Annotated in this window: 11 protein-coding genes; all 11 read left to right on the top strand. The window is 44.0% G+C overall.

Features of this window, described 5'->3' with window-relative positions; translation table 11 throughout:
* The first annotated feature begins 191 nt into the window (after positions 1-191).
* The 11 genes from GGD38_RS02180 to GGD38_RS02130 all read left to right on the top strand — a co-directional run bounded on the left by GGD38_RS02180 (position 192) and on the right by GGD38_RS02130 (position 24,893).
* The gene (locus GGD38_RS02180; RefSeq protein WP_375299668.1) at positions 192-1,235 is read left to right on the top strand and encodes an efflux RND transporter periplasmic adaptor subunit; all 1,044 of its coding nucleotides are present in this window, start codon (positions 192-194) and stop codon (positions 1,233-1,235) included.
* A gap of 21 nt (positions 1,236-1,256) precedes the next feature.
* Complete coding sequence (locus GGD38_RS02175; RefSeq protein ID WP_375299669.1) at positions 1,257-4,379, top strand: efflux RND transporter permease subunit; 3,123 nt, start codon at positions 1,257-1,259, stop codon at positions 4,377-4,379.
* Positions 4,380-4,390: 11 nt separating this feature from the next.
* Positions 4,391-5,665 carry a TolC family protein gene (locus GGD38_RS02170; RefSeq protein ID WP_375299670.1) on the top strand — a complete coding sequence of 425 codons (1,275 nt, stop codon included), beginning with the start codon at positions 4,391-4,393 and terminating at the stop codon, positions 5,663-5,665.
* Between the two features lie 1,202 nt (positions 5,666-6,867).
* Positions 6,868-11,073, top strand: a complete 4,206-nt coding sequence (locus GGD38_RS02165) for a two-component regulator propeller domain-containing protein (RefSeq protein WP_375299671.1) — start codon at positions 6,868-6,870, stop codon at positions 11,071-11,073.
* Positions 11,074-11,238: 165 nt separating this feature from the next.
* Positions 11,239-14,115, top strand: a complete 2,877-nt coding sequence (locus tag GGD38_RS02160) for a SusC/RagA family TonB-linked outer membrane protein (protein WP_375299672.1) — start codon at positions 11,239-11,241, stop codon at positions 14,113-14,115.
* Between the two features lie 17 nt (positions 14,116-14,132).
* Positions 14,133-15,911: a RagB/SusD family nutrient uptake outer membrane protein gene (locus GGD38_RS02155; protein WP_375299673.1), complete on the top strand. Its 1,779-nt coding sequence runs from the start codon at positions 14,133-14,135 to the stop codon at positions 15,909-15,911.
* Between the two features lie 28 nt (positions 15,912-15,939).
* A complete protein-coding gene (locus tag GGD38_RS02150; RefSeq protein ID WP_375299674.1) occupies positions 15,940-19,026 on the top strand; it encodes a SusC/RagA family TonB-linked outer membrane protein in 3,087 nt (1,028 codons plus the stop codon).
* 16 nt (positions 19,027-19,042) lie between these two features.
* On the top strand, positions 19,043-20,812 hold the full coding sequence (locus GGD38_RS02145) for a RagB/SusD family nutrient uptake outer membrane protein (RefSeq protein WP_375299675.1): 1,770 nt from the start codon (positions 19,043-19,045) through the stop codon (positions 20,810-20,812).
* Between the two features lie 133 nt (positions 20,813-20,945).
* Entirely contained in the window at positions 20,946-21,431 is a 486-nt protein-coding gene (locus GGD38_RS02140) for a CHRD domain-containing protein (protein ID WP_375299676.1), read from the top strand.
* A gap of 25 nt (positions 21,432-21,456) precedes the next feature.
* Entirely contained in the window at positions 21,457-22,869 is a 1,413-nt protein-coding gene (locus GGD38_RS02135; RefSeq protein ID WP_375299677.1) for a glycosyl hydrolase family 28 protein, read from the top strand.
* On the top strand, positions 22,866-24,893 hold the full coding sequence (locus tag GGD38_RS02130) for an alginate lyase family protein (RefSeq protein WP_375299678.1): 2,028 nt from the start codon (positions 22,866-22,868) through the stop codon (positions 24,891-24,893). Before GGD38_RS02135 ends, GGD38_RS02130 begins: the two co-directional genes overlap by 4 nt.
* Positions 24,894-24,902: the final 9 nt, after the last annotated feature.

Below are 24,902 nucleotides of genomic sequence, written 5' to 3'. Positions count from 1 at the left end.
CGTTATAGGTTATGTGCAGATCCTATGCTCAAAGTTATAGTCTTTCCCGGGAATCATAATATTGCAATTGCGCCTTTTTGACCAGAAATGACGGATTTCGAACCTTTGAACCTGCGCTTCTGCTTTTCATTTTTGCGGTGTCTAAAAATTAAGACTTTACCTGTCTCTTGCGGGCAGGGCAATTGTAAAAAATGGAACAGCTCAATCTTTTTCGTACCACCCTGGCCGCATCCCTTATTGGTGGTACCTTCTTACTAAGCCAATGCGGCGAACCCAATAAGAAGACAGAAGAGGCCGCGCCTCTTAAAGTAAGTGTACAACCGGTTCAGGTAACCAGTCGTATTGTTAAACTAACTTATTCGGGAAGCATAGAACCGGAAACTTCCGCGGAAGTGGGCTTTGCGGTGCCCGGTATAGTTAACCAGGTAGCTGTTGAGGAAGGTCAGTTGGTTCATAAGGGACAGCTGCTGGCAGCCATTGATGCTACTGAATATAACAATGCGCTTACCATTGCCAATGCTGGTTTGGAACAGGCAAAGGATATGTATCGCCGCCTTGAGGACCTTTACAAAAAGGGTAGTTTACCTGAGAAGGATTTTATTGATATAAAAACCAAAGTAGCACAGGCTGAAGCAAACAGATCGATCAATGCAAAACACATAACCGACAGTCGGCTGGTGTCGCCTTTGTCGGGTATAATAACTACTAAACGGGCTGTTGAAGGAAGTACTGCCGGCCCCGGCATTCCTGCTTTCACCATTATAAAAACAGATGTTGTATATGCGCAGCTGTCTATTCCCGAAAGCGAAATAGGAGAGTTGCAACAGGGTATGGATGCTGTGGTGTTTATTCCAACACTTAACGATTCGGTAAAAGGCAGGGTAGTGATCATAAACCCACAGGCAGAAAAAACCTCAAGAACATATACAGTTAAAATACGGCTGAACAATGCCGGCCAGCGCCTGTTACCCGGCATGATCGTAAACGTTTCGTTGAGCAGGTCGCAGGCAAGGGAAATAACTGTTGTTCCTGCTACGGCGGTATTTAAAGATGCAGATGAACTAACGTATGTGTATATCGCAGGAGAAGGCAGGAAGGCCATACGCCGCCGGGTAACCACGGGGTTATTGAGTGGCAGCCAGGAAGTGATCATCGATGCCGGTTTGGGTAAGGGAGATGTCATTATTACGGAGGGCATTACTAACCTTAAAGATGGTAGCGCCATCAGCTATTGATCAAACTGTTAACAGAAAAAAATGAAGAAACGAAAGATCAGTTTTATAGAGGCTGCTATGCGGTATCGCCAGGTTACCATTGTTGTAATCGTACTGCTGCTGCTTTTCGGTACTTATTCCCTGCTCAATATGCCTCGCGCCGAAGATCCGAAGATCGATACGCCGCTGGCTATGGTATATGCTTTTTATCCCGGCGCCGATGAACTGCAAATGGAAAAGCAGGTCACCGACAAAATAGAACAGTACCTGTTCTCATTTGAGGAAGTGAATAAGCAAAAAACAAAATCGCAAACAAAAGAAGGGCAGGTATTTATTACCGTTGAATTGCATACCAGTGTTAAAGACCGGAAAAAATTCTGGACAACCCTGCAACACGGACTTAATACCGAGTTGCGTTCGAAAATTCCTGCAGGCGTTGTTGGGCCGGTAGTGAACAGCAACTTCGGCGATGTGAGTGCCCAAATTATTTCCCTGTCTTCTTCAACCCGCAGTTATGCAGAGCTCGATCAATACCTCGATAAAATGGAGGACGCCCTGAAAACGATACCGGAAGTATCGAAGATCAATCGATCGGGCGGGCAGCGGCAACAGATCTATGTTACCGTTAAAGATCAGCAAATGCGGCAATATGGTTTCGACATCGGCGCCATTATGTATGCGTTGCAAAAGGCAAATGTTACCGGGTACTCAGGTGAGCTCACCATGAAGAATAATGTGGTGCCGGTATTTACCAATAGTCAGTATAAGTCGGAAGAAGATATAGCCGAACAGATCATCTATACAACACCCGCAGGTACGGTAGTGCGATTGAAAGATGTGGCCGATATAGAGCGCAGGTACGAAGAGGAATCTTCTTTTATCCGGATAGGAAATAACAAAGTGGTGTTGGTTTCAACTGAAATGCAGCCTGGGAACAATATCGTTGCATTTGGTCATAAGGTAGAAGAGAAGCTGGCCGAATTACAAAAAAACTTTCCGTCGGATATCAAGATCGATATGATCGTTAATCAACCCGAAGTTGTGAAGGAAAGCATCAATCACTTTATGGTTGAATTTGGCATGGCCATCGCCTCTGTTATTATTGTAGTGATGCTGCTGTTGCCAATACGGATGGCAATCGTTTCTTCGGTGGCTGCTCCTTTGGCCATCCTCATCACTTTTGGTGTAATGAATATTATTGGGGTTGAGCTGCATCAGGTATCGCTGGCCGCCCTCATCATTGTATTGGGAATGGTGGTTGATAATGCAATTGTGGTAGTTGACAATTACATTGAAAAGCTCGATGAAGGAATAACGCCCTGGACGGCAGCATGGCAGGCTGCCAAACAGCTTTCATTGCCCATATTCACGGCTACACTGGCCATCATCTTCGCATTTGCTCCGTTGGCTTTCTTTATGAATGGCATTGCGAAAGACTTTATGGCCTCACTGCCTGTAACCGTAGCTGTGGCGCTCATCGCATCCATGGCAGTAGCCCTGTTCCTTACGCCTTATATGTGTTATGTGTTTATTAAAAAGGGACTGAAACACCAGATAAGTAAAAGGCCTGCAAAAAAATCTTTGCTCGACAGGCTGCAGAACGTGTTCAATGTGGGTGTTGAATTTTGTTTTCGCTGGCCAACGTTTACCATTATCAGCGCCCTGGTGTGTGTGCTGCTGGCTTTTGTGATCGGCGGTAAAGTAGAGCAGGAATTTTTTCCTACCAGTGAGCGTAACCAGTTTAATGTGGAAGTATGGTTGCCAAGCGGAACTTCTTTGGAACAAACACAAAAAACGGTAAAGGGAGTAGAAGAGATATTGATGAAAGATAAACGCGTGGTAAGCACGGCCAGTTTTATTGGCACCAGTTCGCCCAGGTTTCAAACAACCTATGCACCTGAACCACCGAGAAAGAATTTTGCCCAGCTGTTTATTACTACCGTTAGTAATACCGCTACCGATGAAATTGTTAAAGAATATCGCCCTCGCTTTGAAGGTTTTGTGAAAGACGGTTATATCCGGTTCCGCCAGTTGAGTTTTCAGGAAGGATCGCCTGTGGCTGTGCGTATAATAGGTACTGATATGAACAACCAGAAGCGGGTGGCGCAACAGGTACAGGAAATACTCAGGAACTCAAAAGGCCCTAACTGGGTGCATACTGATTATGATAATGAATACCTGGGTATTAGTTTGCGCATAAAAGAAGATGTAGCGTCGCGACTCGGCGTTTCGCACCAGGCCATCACACAAACGCTGGGCGCCGGGCTTAAAGGATATGCAGTTTCACAAATATGGGAAGGAGATAAACCTGTAGATATTTATGTAAGGCTGGCTGCCGATGACCGGAAAGATTTTGCTGACCTTGGGAATTTATACCTCAGCACATCATTTGGCTCAAAGGTACCCTTAAAAGAAGTTGCTGACCTTATGCCCAGCTGGCACACGGGTGTTATTGCCCACCGGAATGGATTGCGCACACTAACGGTACTGGCTGAGGCACAAAATGGCATGCGCGCATCTACGATACTAAAAGAAGTAAAGCCGCAAATAGCGCAACTGAAACTTCCCGAAGGAATAACCATTGCTTATGGCGGCGATGAGGAGTCGAGCGGAGAAAATATGCCGGGCATGATGACGGCGTTAAGCGTAAGTTTGATCCTCATCTTTATAACACTGTTGTTCCAGTTTAAAAATCTAGGAAAAACATTGATCATCCTGGCCACCTTCCCGCTTAGTTTGTTGGGGGCCTTCCTGGGATTATATGTTACCGGAAACCCCATGGGTATGACAGCCTTTATGGGCGTCATTAGTTTAATAGGTATAGTGGTACGTAATGGTATCATACTTGTTGATTATGCCGATGAATTAGTGCTCGATCATAAATACACCATAAAGGCGGCAGCTGTGGCAGCAGCTAAAAGAAGAATGCGCCCGATCTTTCTAACCTCTGCAGCCGCCGCAGTGGGCGTAATTCCAATGATATTGGGAAAGTCGCCGCTGTGGGCGCCGCTGGGAAGTGTGCTGGCATTTGGTCTTATTGTTTCCATGATACTTACATTGTTCACCGTACCTGTATTGTATTACAAATTCATAAAGCCATTACCTGAGCCGGAAGCTGAACCTGATGCAGAAGTGGAAATTCAATACAAACCGGAACATCACTAAAACAAGTAGGAATGCAATTAAAAATATATAGCCGGTTACTGGCGATAGTAGCCGCAATTGTAATGTCGTGGTCGGCAACCGCGCAGGTGCTTACACTCGATGAGTGCCTGAAGAAGGCGCAGGAAAATAATAAGAAACTAAAGGTGGCGCAATACCAGGTTGATGCGGCAAAAGCGGCCAGCGATGCCGCTAAACTAAACAACCGGCCATCAATAGATGGTTCTGTAATGGGGATCTATCTTGGTAACCCGCTCGGTAAGCTGTTGCCTGCAGTGCAGGGAAGTGCCGGTATAACTATTACCCAGCCTCTTTATGCCGGTGGTAAAATAAAACTGGGTAAAGAAGCAGCAGAAAAGGTAGTGGAATTATATAATGACCAAAAGGTGCTTACAGAGACCGAAGTGCACCTGGCTGTTGAAACCGCATATTGGCAAATAGTAAGAATGAAAGCACAGGTGGTACTGGCCAACAAATACATTGAGCTATTGAAGGGTTTGCAAAAAGATTTGAAGAATTCGTACGAGGCAGGACTTTCATATAAGAACGACCTGTTACGGGTGGAAGTAAATTTAAACGAATCGGAATTGAACAAAACGAAAGCGAACGACGGCCTGTTGATGTCGAAATTGCAACTGGCACAACTGATAGGTGCAACCGGTGATGCCGGGTTTGAGATCGCAGATTCGGTAATGGCTGAAGTTGAAAACTTACCACAACACACTTTAGACAGTATTGCCGTAAGACCGGAAATTGCTGTGCTGCAAAAAGGCATTGAAGTAGAACACGTTCAAACAAAACTGATAAAAGCCCAAATGAAACCAACCCTTGGCGCCTCGTTAAGTGCATTGGGGGCTGGTGGTAAACAGGTGAATTTTACCAATGGAAAAGATCTGCTGTTCACAAATTACGGGCTCATTAGTTTATCGGTGCCTTTGTTCGACTGGGGAAAAAATGGTAAGAAGGTAAAAGAGCAATCTCTGAAAATAAAAGCACAGGAAACCCGGTTAGAGGAAACCAAAGAACTGATTGCACTGGAAGTGCAACAGGCATTACTGGCCCTCAATCAATCTGTAAAGAATATCCGGCTTTCCACACTCTCATTGCAGCAGGCTGAAGAAAATTTACGGTTGGCCAACGACAGGTTCAAGGCAGGGACTATTGTAGCCAAGGATGTGCAGGAAGCACAGGCCATTTGGCAACAGGCCAACACGAATATTATAAATGCAAAAGTGGAATATAAGATCAATGAAGCCCGGTACAAAAAGGCAACAGGCAGGCTGAGCTAAACAGGCAGGATAAGTAACAAGGATCATTGGGTTACCGGTTATCTGTAACGTAAGACATGGCAAAAGGGTTAAAGCATGGTTTAATAGACACTACGTTATAAGATACCGGTACCCGATTTTTCTCAGCCTTGAGCCTCTATTTCGGCTATATTACTCATTTTCCGGTCTACCAACGCAAGTTTTGCTTTCCATAACTCATTTTTGGAATGTCCCAGAGCATTATGTGAATTGTCCAACTCATTTTCCGTGCTCCCCAACGCAGGTTTTGCTTCCCATAACTCAATATCTGAGTTCCCAGAGCAATATGTGAGGTGTCCAACTCTTTTTCCGGGTTCCCCAACGCAAGTTTTGACTTCCATAACTCTTTTTCTGAATGCACCGGAGCAAAATGCACTGCAAGCAACTTTGTTTTTGACTACTTTGTTCAAGTGTTGCTTTCATGAAGCAATTTGATGCTTTCAGTAAATAATTTTGCCCGTTCATGACTTTGTTTTGGGTGCTCACTACTCTTTTTCGTTCGTCCCCAACTCAATATAATGCCTCGCTAAGTTTGTATTACCCTTCCATGAATCAGTTTGATGCTGTCGGTAATCAGGTGGATGCCCCCACAACTCAGGTTCATGCCTCCTTAATTAGTTTTGTGGCGCCAAAAGTTATTTTCTGGCTTCAGCAACTTGTTTTTGACCGTCCCCGAAAAATTGAAGGCCATCATCAAACGAATTGAAGCTATCACCAACTCATTTTTAGGGTCCATTGATCAAAATAGGGCGGTCATGAATCAAGTTTAGTGGTCCACAACTCAAGTTTACCCATGCATGAAGTTAGTATTGAGGTAAACTTGCTCTGGTGAACGCGAAAGTAAGTTAGTGAAGGTAAAAAATGAGTTATGGCCACTTAAAAATAACTCGGGCGAGGTGAAAACAACTTTGTTGAGGTCAAAACTGAGTTGGTGGCATGAAAAAATAACTTATGATGTGAAACATTTTGCTAAACCTTTCAAATAATGAGCAAATGGAGGCGTTCGCCTGAAGGCGGGGCATGGTAAAATGAGATTGGTGGACTTTTTGACGGTCGGTTTTATATAAAACAAAGTCTTTTTAGTGCAATGAAAGCGCAAAGAGTTAATGATAAATTTGGACAAACGCCGGGAAAAATTTTCCTGGTTGAGAAAATGATTGCAAACGGTTGCCAACTGCTTTTATATGAAAAGGATTTTTCAAAAGCATGCCTGCTTTGTGGTGTTCTTTCTTGCCTGGCACACCTCCTTTGCCGGCTATCCGGTGAGTGCTTACCTGGGGATTGATCAGGGCTTGTCGAACAATTTTGTAAGATGCATTTACCAGGATAAAAATGGTTTTATGTGGTTTGGCACCTACGATGGACTAAACCGATATGATGGATATGAATTCAAGATCTTCAGAAATAATTTCAAAAACAACCGGACCCTAATTAACAACTGGATCAATGCCATCAGTGAAGATGCAAAGGGCGATTTGTGGATAGGCACAAGGCAGGGCGCATGTGTTTATCAAAGCCTGTCGAACAATTTTTCTTTTCTTTATTATTATAACATCCAAAAAAACGCAGAACAGCTAAACTCGGTCATTAACGATATTGAAGCAGACCAGCAAAGCAATATGTTTATTGCTACAGCCGACAAAGGCCTGCTCTTTTTTCCAAAAGGCGAACACGTTGCTTATAGAGTACCGTTAGAGAACGATGTTAATTCTCCTTATCGTGTTACTACAATCAAAGCGGCCAATAAGAACATCTGGTTATTTGTCGCCAATAAAGGCTTGTATGTCTATGATTATAAATCCAAAAAAGCAAAACTGGTAAACGCAGCCATTAGGTCGGCCAATTGTATTGAAGCGACAAATGGTTATTTGTGGATAGGCACGAATGAGGGTTTGTTCCGGTACAACATCGCTTCTAATTCCTTCGATGGTGTTTATAATGAAGCAAATAAAAAACTAAACTACAATACTGTTGCAGCCGTTACTGTAAATAAAAGCAATGAATTGTGGATCGCAACAAATGGTGGTGGTGTGGTTATCTTAAATACAGAAAGCGGTGATGCACAGATTTTATCGAATACAAGAGCGCCTAATTCCTTATCGAGCAATGCTGTGTATTCTATTTGGATCGACGGGCAATCAAGAAAATGGATTGGCACTTTAAGAGGCGGCATCAATGTCATTGATCCAAATAAAGAGCGTTTTCAAAATATTGTATCAAATCCAGCCACAACCAACACGCTTATCAGCAATCATATTTTATCGTTTTACGAAGCTCCCAACAGTGATTTATGGATTGGGACGGATGGTGGCGGCCTGAGTATCTGGAACAGGAAATTGAACTCGTTTACGAATTACCGTCATGACAGTGGGAACCCTTATTCACTAAGCGATAATTTTGTTACCGACATTCAATCCGATTTTCAAAACAACCTGTGGGTAACCACTTATCGTGGCGGAGTAAACCGTTTTAACAACGGGAAGTTTGAACACTTCAACTGTATTGACCCTAAGAATACTTCACTCACTTTTCATCCTATAGGTCCCAATCTTCTTGAAGATGGGGAACAAAATTTTTGGCTAAGCACACAGCAATACGGGCTGTTCAAATTGAACAGGCAGAAAAAGGTTTTTGAATTGTTTGATGACAGGCTGAAGGACCTGTATGTATTGAAGGAAGACAGGAATAAGGTTTTTTGGGGCGGTGGCATAGATCACCTGGTGCAAATTGATAAAGCCGGCAAAAAACATGTTTCTTATTCCATTGGTAAACCGGTTAGCGTTATAATGGAAGACCGCACCGGCAATTTTTGGGTGGGTACGGAAGGAGGGGGATTGCTGCTGTTCGACAGAAAGCAGGGAAAGATCATTGCCCGGTACACCACAGACGAAGGTCTTTGCAGCAATTCCATATTAACCATTTTGGAAGATGCAGAAGGTAATTTGTGGATGAGCACTTTTAATGGCATTGCCAAATTCAATCCTAAAAACAAGACATTCAAGAACTATTATCAGGGTGATGGGTTGCAAAGCAACCAGTTTAACTATCATGCGGCATTAAAATTACGATCCGGCGAATTTGCTTTTGGCGGTATTAAGGGATTTTCTTTATTCCGCCCTGAAAGCATTACCACTGTCAACGGCAATCCGAAGATCTTTGTAACAGATGTGAAAGTTGCCAATACTTCTATTGAAAAGTATCCTTCGCTTGAGCTAAGAACGGATTCCAATCGTATAGAGCGCATAAAGATCCCCTATAATAAAGCCGTTCTTTCATTTGAATTTGCAGCGCTCGAATATTCGGCGCCTGATAAAATTCAATATGCTTATTACATGCAGGGGTCCGATAAAGACTGGAACTATTGCGGCAATACGCGAAAAGTAGTTTACAGCCATCTTTCGGAAGGCGCATACACTTTCCGGGTAAAAAACACCAATGCCGAAGGCCAATGGAATGTTGAAGAGGTGGAGATTGAAATTATAGTGCTGCCGCCCTGGTACAGAACCTGGTGGGCGTATTTTGTTTATACAGTGATGATTGGCGCCGCCGTTTATTTTTACTTTCAATACCGTGCTAAACAAACCAGACTGCAATACGAAGTAAAGATCGCCAGGCTTAATACAGAAAATGAGCGCTCTGAAAAGGAAAGGAGCCTTGCCGAATTAGCAGTGGAGAAAGCCGAACTGGAAAAAGAACGGGCGGAAAGAGAAAGAGAACATGCCGAGTTGGAAAAAGAACGGATCCTGAATGAACGGGAAAGAGAGATCAACGAAAAGAAAATTTCTTTTTTCACCAACATCTCTCATGAATTCAGAACACCGTTAACATTAATCATTAACCCGGTTAAAGAACTGTTAGAGAAGAATTCCAGTGAACAGAAAGAAAAAGGGGAGCTGAATATCGTTTACCGAAACGCCAGGCGAATGCTCAGTCTTGTTGACCAGTTGCTTTTATTCAGGAAGGCAGAGAGCGGTTTGGACAAGATAAAACCATCCAGGCTTAACCTTCACGATCTGGCGTACGAAGTGTACCTGTGTTTTATTCAACAGGCAAAAACGCAGCGCATAAATTATGTTTTTGATTGCGCCAATAAAGATCATGAGATCTATGCAGACCGGGAAAAGCTGGAGATAATCTTATATAACCTTCTTTCCAATGCATTGAAATATACATCTGCTGAAGGCAGTATCAGACTTTCAATTGAAGAAGGACCAGAGGATATTATAATCAAAGTGCAGGACAATGGTGCAGGCATTCCATTCGAAACAGGAGAAAAGCTTTTCGATAAATTTTATAAAGCCGAAAGAACAAAAACGAGTTCAAAAGCAGGTTTCGGCATCGGGCTTTTCCTTGTAAAACATTTTACAGAACAGCACGAGGGAACCATTTCCTACGAAAGCGAAGAAGGACAGGGAACAACTTTTACATTAAAGCTTCAAAAAGGTAAAGCGCATTTTGGTGCAGATGTTATTATTTCAGAAACAGAAGCTGCACCACAACTACTCGATGTACTGAAAGAGGAAACTGAAACCGGGGAAGATAATACAAATGAAGAACCGTTAACGGAACTGGTTTCTGAAAAGCAATCTATTCTTATTATAGATGATGATGAATCGATCAGGCAATACCTGGTTCGCCTGTTTAAAGACACGTATAAAATATACCAGGCAGAAAACGGCGAAGCTGGTTTGGTTATGGCTCAAAAGTATTTCCCCGGCCTCATCATTTCCGACATTCACATGAAGGAAATGAACGGGATTGAGCTTTGCAAGGCGCTTAAAGAAAATGAACAGTTAAGCCATGTGCCGGTTATCTTATTAACCGGCGCTACGTCCGACGAACTGAAACTACAGGGAGTGGAAGGTGGTGCAGATGATTATATTGTAAAACCTTTCGACAGCAAACTGCTCATTGCACGGGTCACCACGCTTTTAAAAAATCGCAATACGCTCCAGAAGTATTTTTACAACGAGATAACCCTCAATAAAAACGATTTTAAGGTTTCTTCCGAATACAGGGAGTTTTTGCACAAATGCATTTCCATTGTTGAAAGCCATTTAATGGACAAAAACTTTACGGTTCAAACATTATTGAACGAAATGGGCATGAGCCATTCGAGCCTGCTGCGTAAAGTAAAATCGGTTTCCGGCCAGCCGGTAAATATTTTTATCCGGTCTATCCGCCTCAGGAAAGCCGCTGAGCTTTTTATAAAAACCGACTACAGTATTAAGGAAACCGCCTACAAAGTAGGCATAGGAGATATTAAATACTTCCGCGAGCAGTTTAACAAGCTTTTCGGCATGAACCCTTCAGACTATGTAAAAAAGTACCGCCAGGTTCATGGAAAGCAGTACACTGTTGACAAGGAATCACTCAATCCCGAGGGCTAATTGGCGTCTCCACCCCCCTTATTGGGAGTTTACCCCCCTCCTGAATTTCCCTCAATATCTGTATTACCACGCTAGCTTTACGCTTATCCAAAACATCACTATTAACTGATAGGGTAAAAGCGGTTTATGCCCTAACAGGATTCTTTTGCTTAAAAAATTGCCATTATGAAAAGAAAACTAACTGCCGGAGGTTTGCCACCTTCCCGTTTTAAAAGGCTGCCATATTATAAAGTCAACCTGGTTTTCGTGACTATTATGCTGCTTGTATTTTCTTCTGCCAGGGCACAGGTTGCCGAAACAAAGGCCGGTCAAAAACCCGATTCTGTTATTGAGATCCCCAAATCCCCTGCGGCTGTTCCAATTCTTTTTGGAGAACAGGCAAAAAGCAGGTCACTGCAGTCTGTTGCCACAGTTTATACCAATCAATTGACCACTACGCCGAGTCCTCAATTTTTACAGGCATTACCCGGCCGCATACCTGGTTTGAATATTACGTTTAGCAGTGGCGGACCTGGCCTGGATGGTAACGGAATGAGTTTCAATATCCGTGGGGCAAGAGCGCAAATCATTTTGATAGATGGTGTTGAAAGGGGCTATCAATCCATTGATCCGGAACAGATAGAATCTATAAGCGTATTAAAAGATGCACTATCGACCGTGATGTTGGGCCAGCGTTCCTCGTACGGAATAATTTCTATCAGAACAAAAAAAGGCGATGTTGGTAAGCCCCGTATTTCATTTACCGCTCAATCGGGCTTTGAAACGCCAACAGCTGTTCCCAAACCCCTGCCGGCCTGGCAATATGCCACTTTGTATAATGAGGCCAGGCAAAACGATGCCGGAACAACGCCGGTTATTCCTCAATATACACAGGCCCAGATTGATGCATACCAAAATCATACAGACCCATATAGTTACCCTGATGTGAACTGGTACACTACCGTTTTAAAAAACAGGGCCGGCGTACATCGTTATAACCTTAATATACAGGGTAGTGGAAAAGGGTTCAGGTATTTTGTTGACCTGGACAATATAAAAGAAAAAGGGATCATTAAAACCAGCGATGATAATAAATACAACACAAACGCTCAACTTGACCGGTATGCTTTGCGTTCGAATGTGGGCGTAGATGTAACACCTGTAACTTTTGTGCAATTGAACCTCTTCGGTCGTTTTCAACGGTATAACCAGCCCGGTGGCGGTGTGTCTGGCATTTTTTCGTCCTTATTAAATACGCCGCAATTGGCTTACCCTGTTTTCAATCCTGATGGTACATTGGGTGGCAGCGATAAATACCAGGGCAATACCAATATATGGGGGCAAGCCGTTGCCAGGGGATACCAGTTCCAGGATGTAAGAGATATTGCGGTTGATCTGGAGGTTACTCAAAAATTGGATGTGTTTACAAGAGGCCTTGTGCTGAAGGCAAAAGCTTCCAACAACAATACGGTTTATTATACCACAACACGTTCCAAGAATTTTGAAGTTTACCAGTATCTGAATAACGGGTACACCAAGTATGGTTCTACGACTGAGCAAACAACTGCGGGTGCTGCAAATGACAGATATCGCATGGTGTATTTGGAAGGGTCGCTCGGTTATGACAGAACTTTTAAAAAGCACGCCATTTCAATACTTACAGTTGCCAACCAGCAAAACAGGCTGGCATTCAGTTCTACCAATCTTCCGGAAAAATATACGGCTTATTCGGGTAAATTGAACTATTGTTTTAATGAAAAATATACAGGAGAAGGCGCTGTTAGCTATGGTGGGTACAACTGGCTTGAACCATCAAAACGTTGGGCAACTTATTGGGCAGGAGGCATTGGCTGGAATCTGCATAAAGAAACGTTCATCAACCACAACCTTCCTTTTATCAGCAACCTGAAGCTAAGAGCCACGTATGGATTGACCGGTCAGGCAAATGCCGGGTACTTTACGTATATACAAACCTATTTTAACGCCAATGGTTATTGGTTTGGCTCCGGCTCTTCGCTCGACAAAGCCTCAGGAGAAAACGCTATTGCCAATACAGGTCTTGTTCCCGAAAAAGCAAAAAAGCTTGATGCCGGAATTGACCTTGGACTCTGGCACAACAAGCTGACAATAACTGCCGACTATTTCTTCAATAAGTTCTATGACCTGGTAGCTGCACCTACCATGACAACTGCGATATTTGGCGCAGGCTATCCGAATAAAAATTATCAGCGGTTCAACTATTGGGGCACAGATATTTCCGTTACCTGGCAACAAAGCATAAAGAAATTTACCTGGTTCGCCTCAGTAAATTTTTCGCTGGTGCAATCGAAAGTGGTTTACAATGCAGAATTGCCCAAAAATTACGACTACCAGGTTACGACAGGCAAACCCGTGGGGCTGCAATATGGTTATACGGCCGTTGGCTTGTTTAAATCTTACGATGAAATTAACGATGCTGCTACCGCAGTACTGCCTTCATCTCCCAAATCTTCTTTAAGGCCCGGTGACATCCGTTATCTTGATCGCAATGGTGATGGCCAGATCACGATCGACGACCAGGGGCCCATTGGTAATGCAAAACCTACTATCTATTATGGCCTTCATACCGGTTTCAGTTTTAAAGGTTTTGATCTTTCCCTGCTTGTTCAGGGTACGTTTAACCGCCGGAGTTATTTCAACGGCGATTTCATGAACGGTTTTGGCAACAATGGGCAAAATAACGCCTATGAATATAACCTGGGCCGCTTTACAGCAGAAACGGCAGAAACAGCACAACAGCCCAGGTTGTGGTTGGGAAACAATACAAATAATACCCAAACATCTTCCTTTTGGTTGAAGAACAATGATTTTGTGCGCCTCAAAAACGTAGAGCTGGGATATACATTTCCGGAAAAATTATCTCGCAAAATTGGCCTTCCTTCCATACGTTTCTTTGCCAATGGGCTGAACCTGCTTACGTGGGCCGAAATTTTTGACATGAGAAAAGACCTGGACCCAGAGGCCTGGGGTTCTGCTTATCCTGTTATGAAGATTGTCAATTTTGGTATCAATATTAAATTTTAACGATAATGCATAGTTGTATGAAAAAGCATTTGAGCTTGCTCGGTGTTATCTTAACTGCATTCATTTTTACAATATCATCCTGTAAAAAAGCTTTTGAAGACAAACCGCTTGAGCTGTTTACTATAGATTATATTTTCGATGAGAAGGACCCTACAGGAGCCCAGGCATATTGGTGGGTCGGCAACATATATGGGAAAATTCCTACCGGGTATAACCGGATGCTGGGCAGTTCAAGTTGGGCTTTCAATAGCTCACCGAGGACCAATACTTCACTGGTGCCATTGGAATGTTTTTCAGATGATGCTGTTCCCAGTGGCGACGGAAATGAGGGATGGAATGTCATTCGCGGCGGATACAGTCCTGTTGTACCATTTGATGATAACTGGGGCAATAGTTACAGTGCCATAAGGGCAGCGAACATTTATTTAAACAATTATCAGCGGGTTCCCTGGGCCGATTCATCACGTAAAATATGGCTCACCAACGAGGCCCGGGCGCTCAGGGCTTATTTTTATTACGAACTCATCAGGCGGTATGGTGGTGTTCCCCTGGTAGGTGATAAAGTTTATGAACCCAATGATCCTGAATTATTGAATTTAAAACGCAACAGCTTTGAAGAGTGCGTCAATTATATTGTATCAGAACTTGATATAGCTAAAGACAGCCTTCGTTCCGATGTTCCTCTAAGCGGCAGAACAACCGATGCCGACTTTGGAAGAATGCGTAAAAGTATTGTGATGGCTATTAAGGCCAAGGTATTGCTGTTGGCCGCAAGCCCCCTGTTTAATCCTTCATCAACTCCTGATAAGTTATATACCGGGTATGCCACTTACAGTGCGGAAAGATGGAAAGCCGCCGCCGATGCGGCGAAAGCGGTAATGGACCTGGGCATTTATGACCTTGAACCTAACCGTTATACGCTGGTATTGCAGCGGGCGAATAAAGAACACATTTTTTTCAGGATGAGTGATCCCCGTAACGATAATGGATATGCCTATTACATGTCTCCGCCCGGCTATAAGCCAGCCAATCGAAATAGTGAAGGCCGGGTAAGCCCAACACAGGAATTTGTCGATGCTTTTCCGATGAAGAACGGCAAGGCAATTACGGATCCTTCTTCCGGTTACAATCCATTAAACCCTTATGCCGGCCGCGATCCCCGTTTGGAACAAACTGTGTTTTATAATGGCGCTAAATGGCTGCAAAGACCGATAGAAACTTTTGAAGGAGGCAAAGACAAACCGAATGATGCTACGCTGGCTCCTGTGCAAACACAAACAGGCTATTACGCCAAAAAGTTTTGCGCAAACGATAGCAGCAGCGCCAATTATACAACCACTTTTGTCCGGGATGGTGGCTTTATTCCACCATGGAGCATCATCAGGTATGCAGACATTCTTTTAATATATGCCGAGGCAAAGAATGAATATTCAGGGCCTGATGCTTCTGTAAATGCGGCTGTTGAGAAAATTCGCCAGCGGGCCGGTCTTTCACCCTATGCGCTGCCTTTGGGATTGTCGAAAGATCAGATGCGCGATGTTGTGCGGAACGAACGGCGCGTTGAGTTGGCATTTGAAGAACAAAGGTTTTGGGACATCCGCAGGTGGAAGATCGCGAAATCGGTTTACGGAACTACACTGCACGGAGTAACCATAACCAAAAATGCGAGTGGTACATTCAACTATTCTCCGAAGAATGTTACCACGCCTTATTTCACAGATGCCATGTATTTATTACCTATTGCCATAAAAGAAACGCAGGTAAATCAGGGGCTTGAACAAAATCCCGGGTACTGAACCTTTTTGATCTAATAAACGACATACAATGAAAATAAAGATATTTATATTGATGTGGTTTTCGCTGCTGTCAACTGCTGTATGGTCTCAAAACACAACTATAAGAGGGCGTATAGTAAATGATAGAAATGAAGCAGTAAGCGGAGCTACTATTTCGGAGCCGGGCAACGAAAAGAATTCAAGCCTCTCTGATGAACAGGGAAATTTCGTTATCTCGTTAAAGAGCGGTAAGAAACTGATGATTGCCAATGTAGGGTATCAACCTCAAACCGTTTCTGTGGTTGCGGGAACTCCAATGCTGATAAGGCTTGTGACTGATGTGAAGGGATTGGAAGACGTGATAGTAATTGGTTATGGCCGTCAAAAAAGGATCACAAGTACCGGGGCGGTCAGCTCAGTAAAGGGTGAAGAGATCAGGACGCTTCCTACGGCAAGCATTCAAAATACGCTTGTTGGCCGGTTACCCGGTTTTTTCAGCCAGCAAAGAAGTGGTCAGCCGGGATCTGATGCTGCCGACTTTTTTATCAGGGGAGTTAACTCTATCAATGGAGGAGATAACAACAAACCCCTGATCATTGTAGATGACATTGAGTACGATTACAACCAGCTTTCACAGCTCAACGTAAACGAAGTGGAGTCCGTCACCATTCTAAAAGATGCGGCTACCACATCCATTTATGGATTAAAGGGCGCCAACGGGGTTTTGGTTGTTACTACTAACAGGGGGCGTATCGGAAAGCCACGGATCAATATTACGGCTGAAGGCGGCATTAATAAAGTGATCAGGATGCCGACCTTCCTTGATGCGTATACTACTGCCTTGCTTCGAAATGAAGCAACTATAAATGATGCATATGGTCAGTCGCAAACACCTGTGCTTCCTTTTACTGCCGACGATTTGCAAAAGTTTAAAGACGGCTCCGATCCTTATGGTCATCCGAATGTTAACTGGGCCGATGTTTTATTTAATAAAACATCTACGCAATCCCGTTACAATGTGGATATATCAGGAGGAAGTTCTTTTGTAAAATATTTTACATCGTTAGGTTATTTTTCTCAGAATGGTATTTTAAAAGAGTTCGAGCCTGTGGGCGACTATGTGAACACCAATTATTTCTACCGGCGCTTTAATTACCGCTCAAATTTGGATATCACCCCCACAAAAACGTTAAAGATCCGGTTCGATGTCAATGGCCGCTTTGAAACAGTTAACAACCCAAGTGGCGCTTTCGAAGGAGCCGGGCTTTTTCATGAATTGAATTCATTTCGTTACACGGCTCCCTATGCCATGCCGGTAGTAAATCCGGATGGCAGTTATGGCTATGCATCTTATGCGGGCGCCGTAACTAATAACGGCGCCATTAACCCGGTTTTTCGCCTGGGTAACGGAGGTTACATAAGAAAGTTCAATAATAACTATAACATTGTTGTAGGTGCAGACCAGAAGCTTGATTTTATAACTTCAGGCTTATCTGCTAAAGTAAATATTTCCTATGCCGGCAATAATAATGAGGGCCGCAACCTTAACCGTAGCGGATTGCCCGCTTATAAATATAACCCTGTTACGAACGCTTATGCAATAAGGGACCAGAATCAATACCGTATGCTGCCATATTCAATCGCGGTTCCGGCCGGCGCCTTTAATTCTAAAACTATTGTTCAGGCGTCTCTCAATTATGATCGCACGTTTGGCAGTCATCATGTCACCGGGCTTTTGTTGGTAAATCAGAATAATTATATCGATGGCGCAAAAGTTCCTATGAATTACCGCGGTACTACTGCCCGCCTGGATTATGATTTTAAGCGTAAATACCTCTTTGGTGTTACAGTTGCCCGTAATGGCAATGACCTGTTCAGCGAAGACAAGCGGTATGGAATATTTCCTGCAGTTTCCTGGGGATATAACCTTTCTGAAGAGAAGTTCTTCAAGAACCTGTTCCCATTTTTTGATCTGTTTAAGATCAGGGGTTCTTTTGGTTTTGTAGGGTCTGATGTCAGTTATCTTAAAGAACCACCTGTAACGCCTGTTATCCAATATGCCACAACAGGTTCAAATTACTATGGTAATACGACAGTAGAAGGCGCCTTCGTAAATCCTGATATTACCTGGGAAAAAGAAAGGAAAACCGACCTGGGGTTGGAAGTGAACATGTTTCAGGGCAGAGTTATATTAAGTGGTAGCTATTTTTATAATTTCCGTTATGACCAGTTGATCGAGCAAGGGGATGTTCCTTTGTTAATTGGACAGAATCTTCCAAAAAAGAATATTGGTAAATCGGAGAACAGAGGCTTTGACGGCGTGATCACCTACAAGAATAGCCATGGCAGGATCAATTATTCGATCAGCGCCAATGCTTCTTATGCTGTAAACCGGATCGTTTACGTAAGTGAGGCGCCGGATTATCCCTACCAGGCAAAAACAGGAACCGGGCTGGGGTTAACATTAGGATATCATAGCCTTGGATTTTACCAGATGGATGATTTTGATGCGAACGGAAAAGTAAATAAGGGCGTTGCTGCCCCGGTTTGGAGTGTTATACAACCGGGCGACCTGAAATATGCTGATATGAACGGAGATGGCGTTATCACCGATGCCGATAAAACCTGGTTGTCGAAACCCAATTTACCCACCACCAATTTGGGCGCTGAATTTACCATTGGCTACAAAGGATTCACATTACGGGCATTGCTGCAGGGTGCCTATGGTTATGCAGTGCAGGTAAAAGAGGAAGGCGCCGGTGATGCTTTCCTTAGCAATTTACGTCCATGGAACCTGGAGCGCTGGACACCGGCAACAGCAGCTACTGCCACTTATCCACGCATTGGCCTGAACACTAACATAAACAATATGTCCGGGCAAACGGTCTCTGATTTTTGGTTTGCCAATACCTGGTATGTGAGGTTAAAGTCGCTGGAGCTGTCTTACCAGATTCCCGGCAGCTGGTTAAAAGGTACCAGGGTAGTACAGAATGCGCGAGTGTATGTTGCCGGCTATAACCTGGCGAATATCCAGGACATGGGTAAGTTTCAGCAGGACGCTGAAATTGCAAGTGGCAACGGTAGTGCCTATCCCAACACGGCAAACTTCAACTTTGGATTGCAACTAGGCTTTTAACGCTAAAAAATTACTTATGACCACGCATAAAATATATTGGAGCATCTTATTTGCCGGGCTGGTTACAGCTACCTGTTTTATCACTGCATGCAAAAAAGATTTTCTTGACCAAAAACCTTTATCAGCTATTGATGAAACAGCGGCCTTTGGCGATAGCACCAGGTCGTTGGGAATCATCAATAATCTTTATTCCAACCTGGGAATTTCATTTAACCCCAGAAGATTCAATCAAACAGGGCTGGACGCTGCCTGCGATGAATCGGAACCGCTCGGCGATCCTACCTTTTACACGTATAAAATTTCAAGTGGCGGTGTTAACGCGAATAATGCCGACAAAGGTCTGTGGACAACCACCTTCGTTATGGTTAGGGCCGCGAATATCTTTTTGAAAAACAAAGACAACATTCCCGTATCGAATGCAACGAGAGACTACTGGACAGGCCAGGTTCGGTTTTTTAGAGCATGGTATCTGTTCACGCTGTTAAAACATTATGGCGGCATACCATTAATTGGCGACAAAATATTTGCCGAAAATGAAAAAATAGACGTGGCACGAAGCTCATTTGAAACCTCTATTAAATATTTGACCGATGAACTGGATGCGGCCGCCGCATCACTTCCCGTGTCATACCGGCCGGGAGAACCAAACCAGCTGAGAGTGACAAAGGGCAGCGCCCTGGCAGTAAAAGCACGGATGCTTTTATACGCAGCCAGTCCACTGTTCAATAGTGGGCCAAGAGCAGATGATCCTGAACATCTGCTCACCTTTCCCGGTGCTGATCCTGAACGCTGGAAGCAGGCTTCTGATGCGGCAAAAGCGGTAATTAACCTGGGTGTTTACAGTTTATATACCACATCTGCTACGCCTCTTTATACGCTCTTTTTGCAAAACACACCTCAACCGGAGCATATTCTCGCTTATTGGCAGCCTGCTGTTACTTCCAATAATTTTTATATTGAAGCCAGCGCCAATCCTACTTCCAGGGGAGGTATGAACGGGTGGCAGGGTGTAAAGTATTTTCCAACGCAGGAGTTAGTAGATGAATTTGAAATGATCAACGGGTTACGTATAACAGACCCCGCTTCAGGTTATGCCGGCATAGGCAACAATATGTATAAGAACAGGGACCCCAGGCTCACTTATACAGTTAACTATAATGGTTCCATTCGCAATATGGGCTCATTTGGCGACCAGCCGGTCAATACCTATACGGGTGTAATTCCAACAGGGAATGCAGCGGCAACCAGTGCCAGCCTCGACGGCATGTATACACCTACAGGTACATTAACGGGTTATTTCAGGTACAAGATGTGTAATGGCGCTGTTGGCGAACTGTATCGTCCCTGGGTAGTGATGCGTTATGCCGAAGTTTTGTTAAATGCAGCCGAAGCAACGAATGAATACTTTGGTGCAACCGCTGAAGTGTATGACTGGTTAAAGATGATACGCAGCCGTGCAGGCATCATCGCGGGCGCCAACGGATTGTACGGTTTGAAGGCAGGTATGACGAAAGAAGAAATGCGGGAAGCCATTCGGCATGAGCGCCGGGTGGAGCTGGCTTTTGAGGAACATCGATTTTGGGATGTGCGCCGCTGGAAGATCGCTCCGCAGACGGAAAATGGAGAAACACACGGAATGGAAATTACAAGAGCTGCGAACGGTAGTTTTTCGTACAGGGTGATAGTTATACGAAAGCACGTATTTACCGATGCCATGTATTTCTGGCCTATACCTCAAAGTGAGCTCACCAAATCGCCTGCTTTACAACAAAACCCGGGCTACTGAGTTTTAAGTTTTTAGTTCTAAGTTGTTTAATGTTCAGGTTCAAAATTATATTCACACTCGCCAACTTTCAAACTCAATAACTAACTAAAAACTAAGAACTGAGAACTTTTTTATAACAAACTGAATCACTTTTATGAAGATATTGACAACTATATTTATTGTATCAGCCATTGCGGTAGCCTGTACCAAAGGAGGAAAGCAGGAAAGGATCGGTGGCGACCAATACACCATTACTTCAACTGCAAGCAGCAAACAAATGGTGCCTGCAATTGATAATACTTCCACAGGAACTTTCACGGGTTTTTATGATGAGCGATCGAACATCCTGAGCTTCACCATAACATGGAATGATCTGTGGCAAACAACCAGCAACGACACCATTACTTCGGTAAACTTTTACGGTCCGGCCGGCGCTGCCACAAACGGTGCCTTAGTGCGTTCGCTGCCCTTTATTAGTACAAATAATGCAGCGAGCGCCAATTTTGGCCTGGCCGGTATAAGAGGATTTACGATAAGCGAACAGGCCGACTTTCTTGAAGGGGCCTATTACTTTACCATAAATACTAAAAAGTATCCCAACGGTATCATCAGAGGACAGTTGGAAGCAATAAAACAATAAACCTATTAATTTGACTTGTAAGCTTATGCAAAAGATTCTATCGCTGATCTTTTTTCTTTGCTCTTATGGTTTTAAAACAACTGCGCAACAACTTATTACTTATCCTCCACCGCAGGCAGTTGTTTACTCCATGCATAATGATGATTACACTGTGAAAGTACGCAAGCCCGGAGGCGAATGGCAGGACCTGTATGAATACAATGTAAAAGTGGATCTTGATAAGCCACAGGATGCGTCCATGGTGTATTTCGATTTTTCGGGAACTGTTGAAGTGTATGTTCGAAAAAACAACGGTAATGTACAGTCGGTTAAAATTCGCCCATCTTCTTATGAAATAAAACCGGTACTAATTGGTAACAGTATCACTTTCACTTTAAATGATCCTAAAAAAATTTCAATAGAGTTTGATGGTGATAAATTACACAATCTGCATTTATTTGCCAATTCCATTGAAACATCCCGTCCCGACCCCAACGATCCTAATGTGGTGTATTTTGGGCCGGGTGTTCACCTGCCGAAAGACCTGCCGGGTGATGCGTTCAACATTGGCTCAGGTAAAACGGTTTACATTGCCGGCGGTGCTATTGTAAGAGGAAAGTTGTTGTGCGACAGAGTGCAAAATGTGCGCATCATTGGAAGGGGTATCATCGACCAGCCGCAAAGAGGAATAGAGATCAGGCACGCAAGCAATATAAGCATAGATGGTGTGATTGTAGTGAATCCCAAACACTATACGGTTTTTGCCGGCGGATCGGATCACATTACCATCCGCAATTTAAAATCATTCAGTGCTAATCCCTGGAGCGATGGGCTCGATTTTATGAGTTGTAGTGACGTTACGGTTGATGACGTGTTCATGCGCAACTCTGATGATTGCATTGCCGTGTATGCGCATCGCTGGGAATTTTATGGCGATGCAAAAAATTATTCAGTCACTAATTCCATTCTTTGGGCCGATGTAGCGCATACCGTCAATATCGGCGTTCACGGAAACACCGAAAAAACAGGTGAGGTCATCGAGAATTTACTATTTAAGAACATCGAGGTGCTGGAGCTCGATGAAGACGATCCGTCTGCCGAGGGTTGCATGGCCATTCAGGCAGCCGATATGAACCTGGTACGTAACGTTCGCTTTGAAGATATACGGGTTGATGATTTTCAGGAAGGAAAACTTCTCCAGTTAACTGTAGCGTTCTTTCAAAAATACAATGCTGCCCCCGGCCGGGGTGTGGAAAATATTTATTTCAAGAACATAAGTTATAACGGCATTAATAATTCTCCGTCGATCATTAGTGGTTTAGACAAGGACCATCTTGTGCAGGGAGTGACATTCGAAAACCTTCGCATCAATGGAAAACTGATAAATAGTGTGGAAGAGGCAAATATTAAAGTGGGGGAGTTTGCAAAAAACATAACGTTTAAAAATTCTATCAGATGAAATACCTGTTATTTTTCGTGTTGTTCTTTTACAGTATTACAGCAACAGCACAAACCTTTGTTCATCCCGGCGGCTTGCATACGCAGGTCGATTTAGACCGCATGAAAACACAGGTGGCGGCAAAAGCGCATCCCTGGATAGATAGCTGGAACGCTTTGATCGCTCATCCCAAAGCACAAAACACCTACACCGCAGCAGCACAGGCCAACATGGGTGTGAGCCGTCAACGTGCTTCTGCCGATGCAGTGGCTGCTTATCTCAATGCATTGCGTTGGTATATTTCTGGCGATACTTCTTATGCCGCCTGCTCACGAAAGATCCTAAACGCCTGGGCCTATGCAGTGAACCAGGTGCCGGCTGGTCAGGACATACCCGGCTTAATGGGAATAGCAGTGTATGAGTTTGCTGTGGCCGCAGAGGTACTGCGACTTTATCCCAATTGGTCATCAGCGGATTTCAATCAATTCAAAAGTATGATGACCACATACCTGTACCCCAATTGCCATGATTTTTTAACCCGTCACAACAATACCTGTATTACGCATTACTGGGCTAACTGGGACATTTGTAACATAACAGCCATTTTAAGTATTGGTGTTTTGTGCGATGATACCAGCAAGTACAACGAGGCAATTACTTATTTTAAATCCGGTGCAGGCAACGGCAATATCACAAAGGCAATTCCTTTTTTACATGCGGGAGGGTTGGCCCAGTGGCAGGAAACGGGCCGCGACCAGGAGCATGCGCTGTTAGGCGTTGGCATGCTGGGAAGCTTTTGCCAGATAGCATGGAACCAGGGACTGGATATGTATGGTTATGACAACAACCGCCTGCTGGCAGGCGCTGAATATACAGCCAAATACAATCTTTGGAAAGATGTTCCCTATACCACCTACAACAACTGTGATAACGTTCAGAACTATTGGGCTTCTGAACAAAACGCTTTTGGAAGAGGACGACTACAGCGACCCATTTGGGAAATGATCTATAACCATTACGTGGTAAGAAAGGGCCTGAGCGCTCCCTATGTAAAAGCCATGGCAGAGATCAACCGACCCGAAGGATTTGAGCATGATGATAACCTTGGATTTGGTACGCTTTGTTATACACTTAATGCAGCTGCCTCACCTTATCCTGCATCACCAGCTCCATCCAAACCCACAGGATTAAAGGCCACACCCAGCGTAGGAAAAGTTTGGTTAAGATGGCTTCCTGTTGCCACTGCAAATGGATATAATGTACTGCGTTCAACAACAAGCGGTGGACCATATACTACCATAGCAACTTATAAAGGCACTTACCCTTTATATGAAGATACAAGCGTAATCAACGGTACTACGTATTATTATATGGTATCTGCAATTAACCAGGCAGGAACCAGTAGTAATTCGGCACAGGCAAATGCTACACCAACAGCTGCCGGTGCATTACCTGCAGGCTGGGCTCATCAGGATATTGGAAGTGTTGCCACGGCTGGCAGCGGACGTTATGCGAATGTGAGTAATGGAACTTTTGTAGTGAGTGGTTCAGGTGCCGGCATTGGCGGCGCCGCAGATGGTTTGAGCTATGTGTATAAAGCTGTAACCGGTGATGCAACCATCACTGCAAGGGTTGCCGCCAATACATGGGCTGGTGGTGGTGCACAAAAAACGGGTATCATGATGCGCGAATCGCTTTCTGCCAATGCCATTGCTTTTAGTATGACATCAGGAGATGGCGGTGTTCGCGAAGCAAGATGCGGGCGCCGAACTACTACGGGTGGCTCAATGAGTTTTGAAACAGGTAATGCATATACCCGTGCTCCCGGCTGGTTTCGTTTGCAAAGAGCAGGTAATACGATAACTGCTTATCAGTCTACTGATGGAATAAAATGGTTTACTGTTGGTTCTCCTGTTACCGTCTCAATGGCCGGCACCTATTATGTTGGGTTAGCTGTTTCATCGAACAGTTCCAAGGTAAACACTGCTACATATGATAGTGTAACCGTGAGCAGCGCAGCCATTGTACACCGAAGAAATCATTAAACAATTGCC

The sequence above is a fragment of the Niastella sp. OAS944 genome (assembly GCA_024809215.1).
Taxonomy (GTDB): domain Bacteria; phylum Bacteroidota; class Bacteroidia; order Chitinophagales; family Chitinophagaceae; genus Niastella.
This window is presented reverse-complemented; position numbering and strand designations above follow the sequence as displayed.

Coding starts and splice junctions, on each gene's coding strand:
- GGD38_RS02130 (WP_375299678.1), top strand. CDS start 22,866: ATGAAATACCTGTTATTTTTCGTGTTGTTCTTTTACAGTATTACAGCA.
- GGD38_RS02145 (WP_375299675.1), top strand. CDS start 19,043: ATGACCACGCATAAAATATATTGGAGCATCTTATTTGCCGGGCTGGTT.
- GGD38_RS02170 (WP_375299670.1), top strand. CDS start 4,391: ATGCAATTAAAAATATATAGCCGGTTACTGGCGATAGTAGCCGCAATT.
- GGD38_RS02165 (WP_375299671.1), top strand. CDS start 6,868: ATGAAAAGGATTTTTCAAAAGCATGCCTGCTTTGTGGTGTTCTTTCTT.
- GGD38_RS02155 (WP_375299673.1), top strand. CDS start 14,133: ATGAAAAAGCATTTGAGCTTGCTCGGTGTTATCTTAACTGCATTCATT.
- GGD38_RS02180 (WP_375299668.1), top strand. CDS start 192: ATGGAACAGCTCAATCTTTTTCGTACCACCCTGGCCGCATCCCTTATT.
- GGD38_RS02135 (WP_375299677.1), top strand. CDS start 21,457: ATGCAAAAGATTCTATCGCTGATCTTTTTTCTTTGCTCTTATGGTTTT.
- GGD38_RS02150 (WP_375299674.1), top strand. CDS start 15,940: ATGAAAATAAAGATATTTATATTGATGTGGTTTTCGCTGCTGTCAACT.
- GGD38_RS02160 (WP_375299672.1), top strand. CDS start 11,239: ATGAAAAGAAAACTAACTGCCGGAGGTTTGCCACCTTCCCGTTTTAAA.
- GGD38_RS02175 (WP_375299669.1), top strand. CDS start 1,257: ATGAAGAAACGAAAGATCAGTTTTATAGAGGCTGCTATGCGGTATCGC.
- GGD38_RS02140 (WP_375299676.1), top strand. CDS start 20,946: ATGAAGATATTGACAACTATATTTATTGTATCAGCCATTGCGGTAGCC.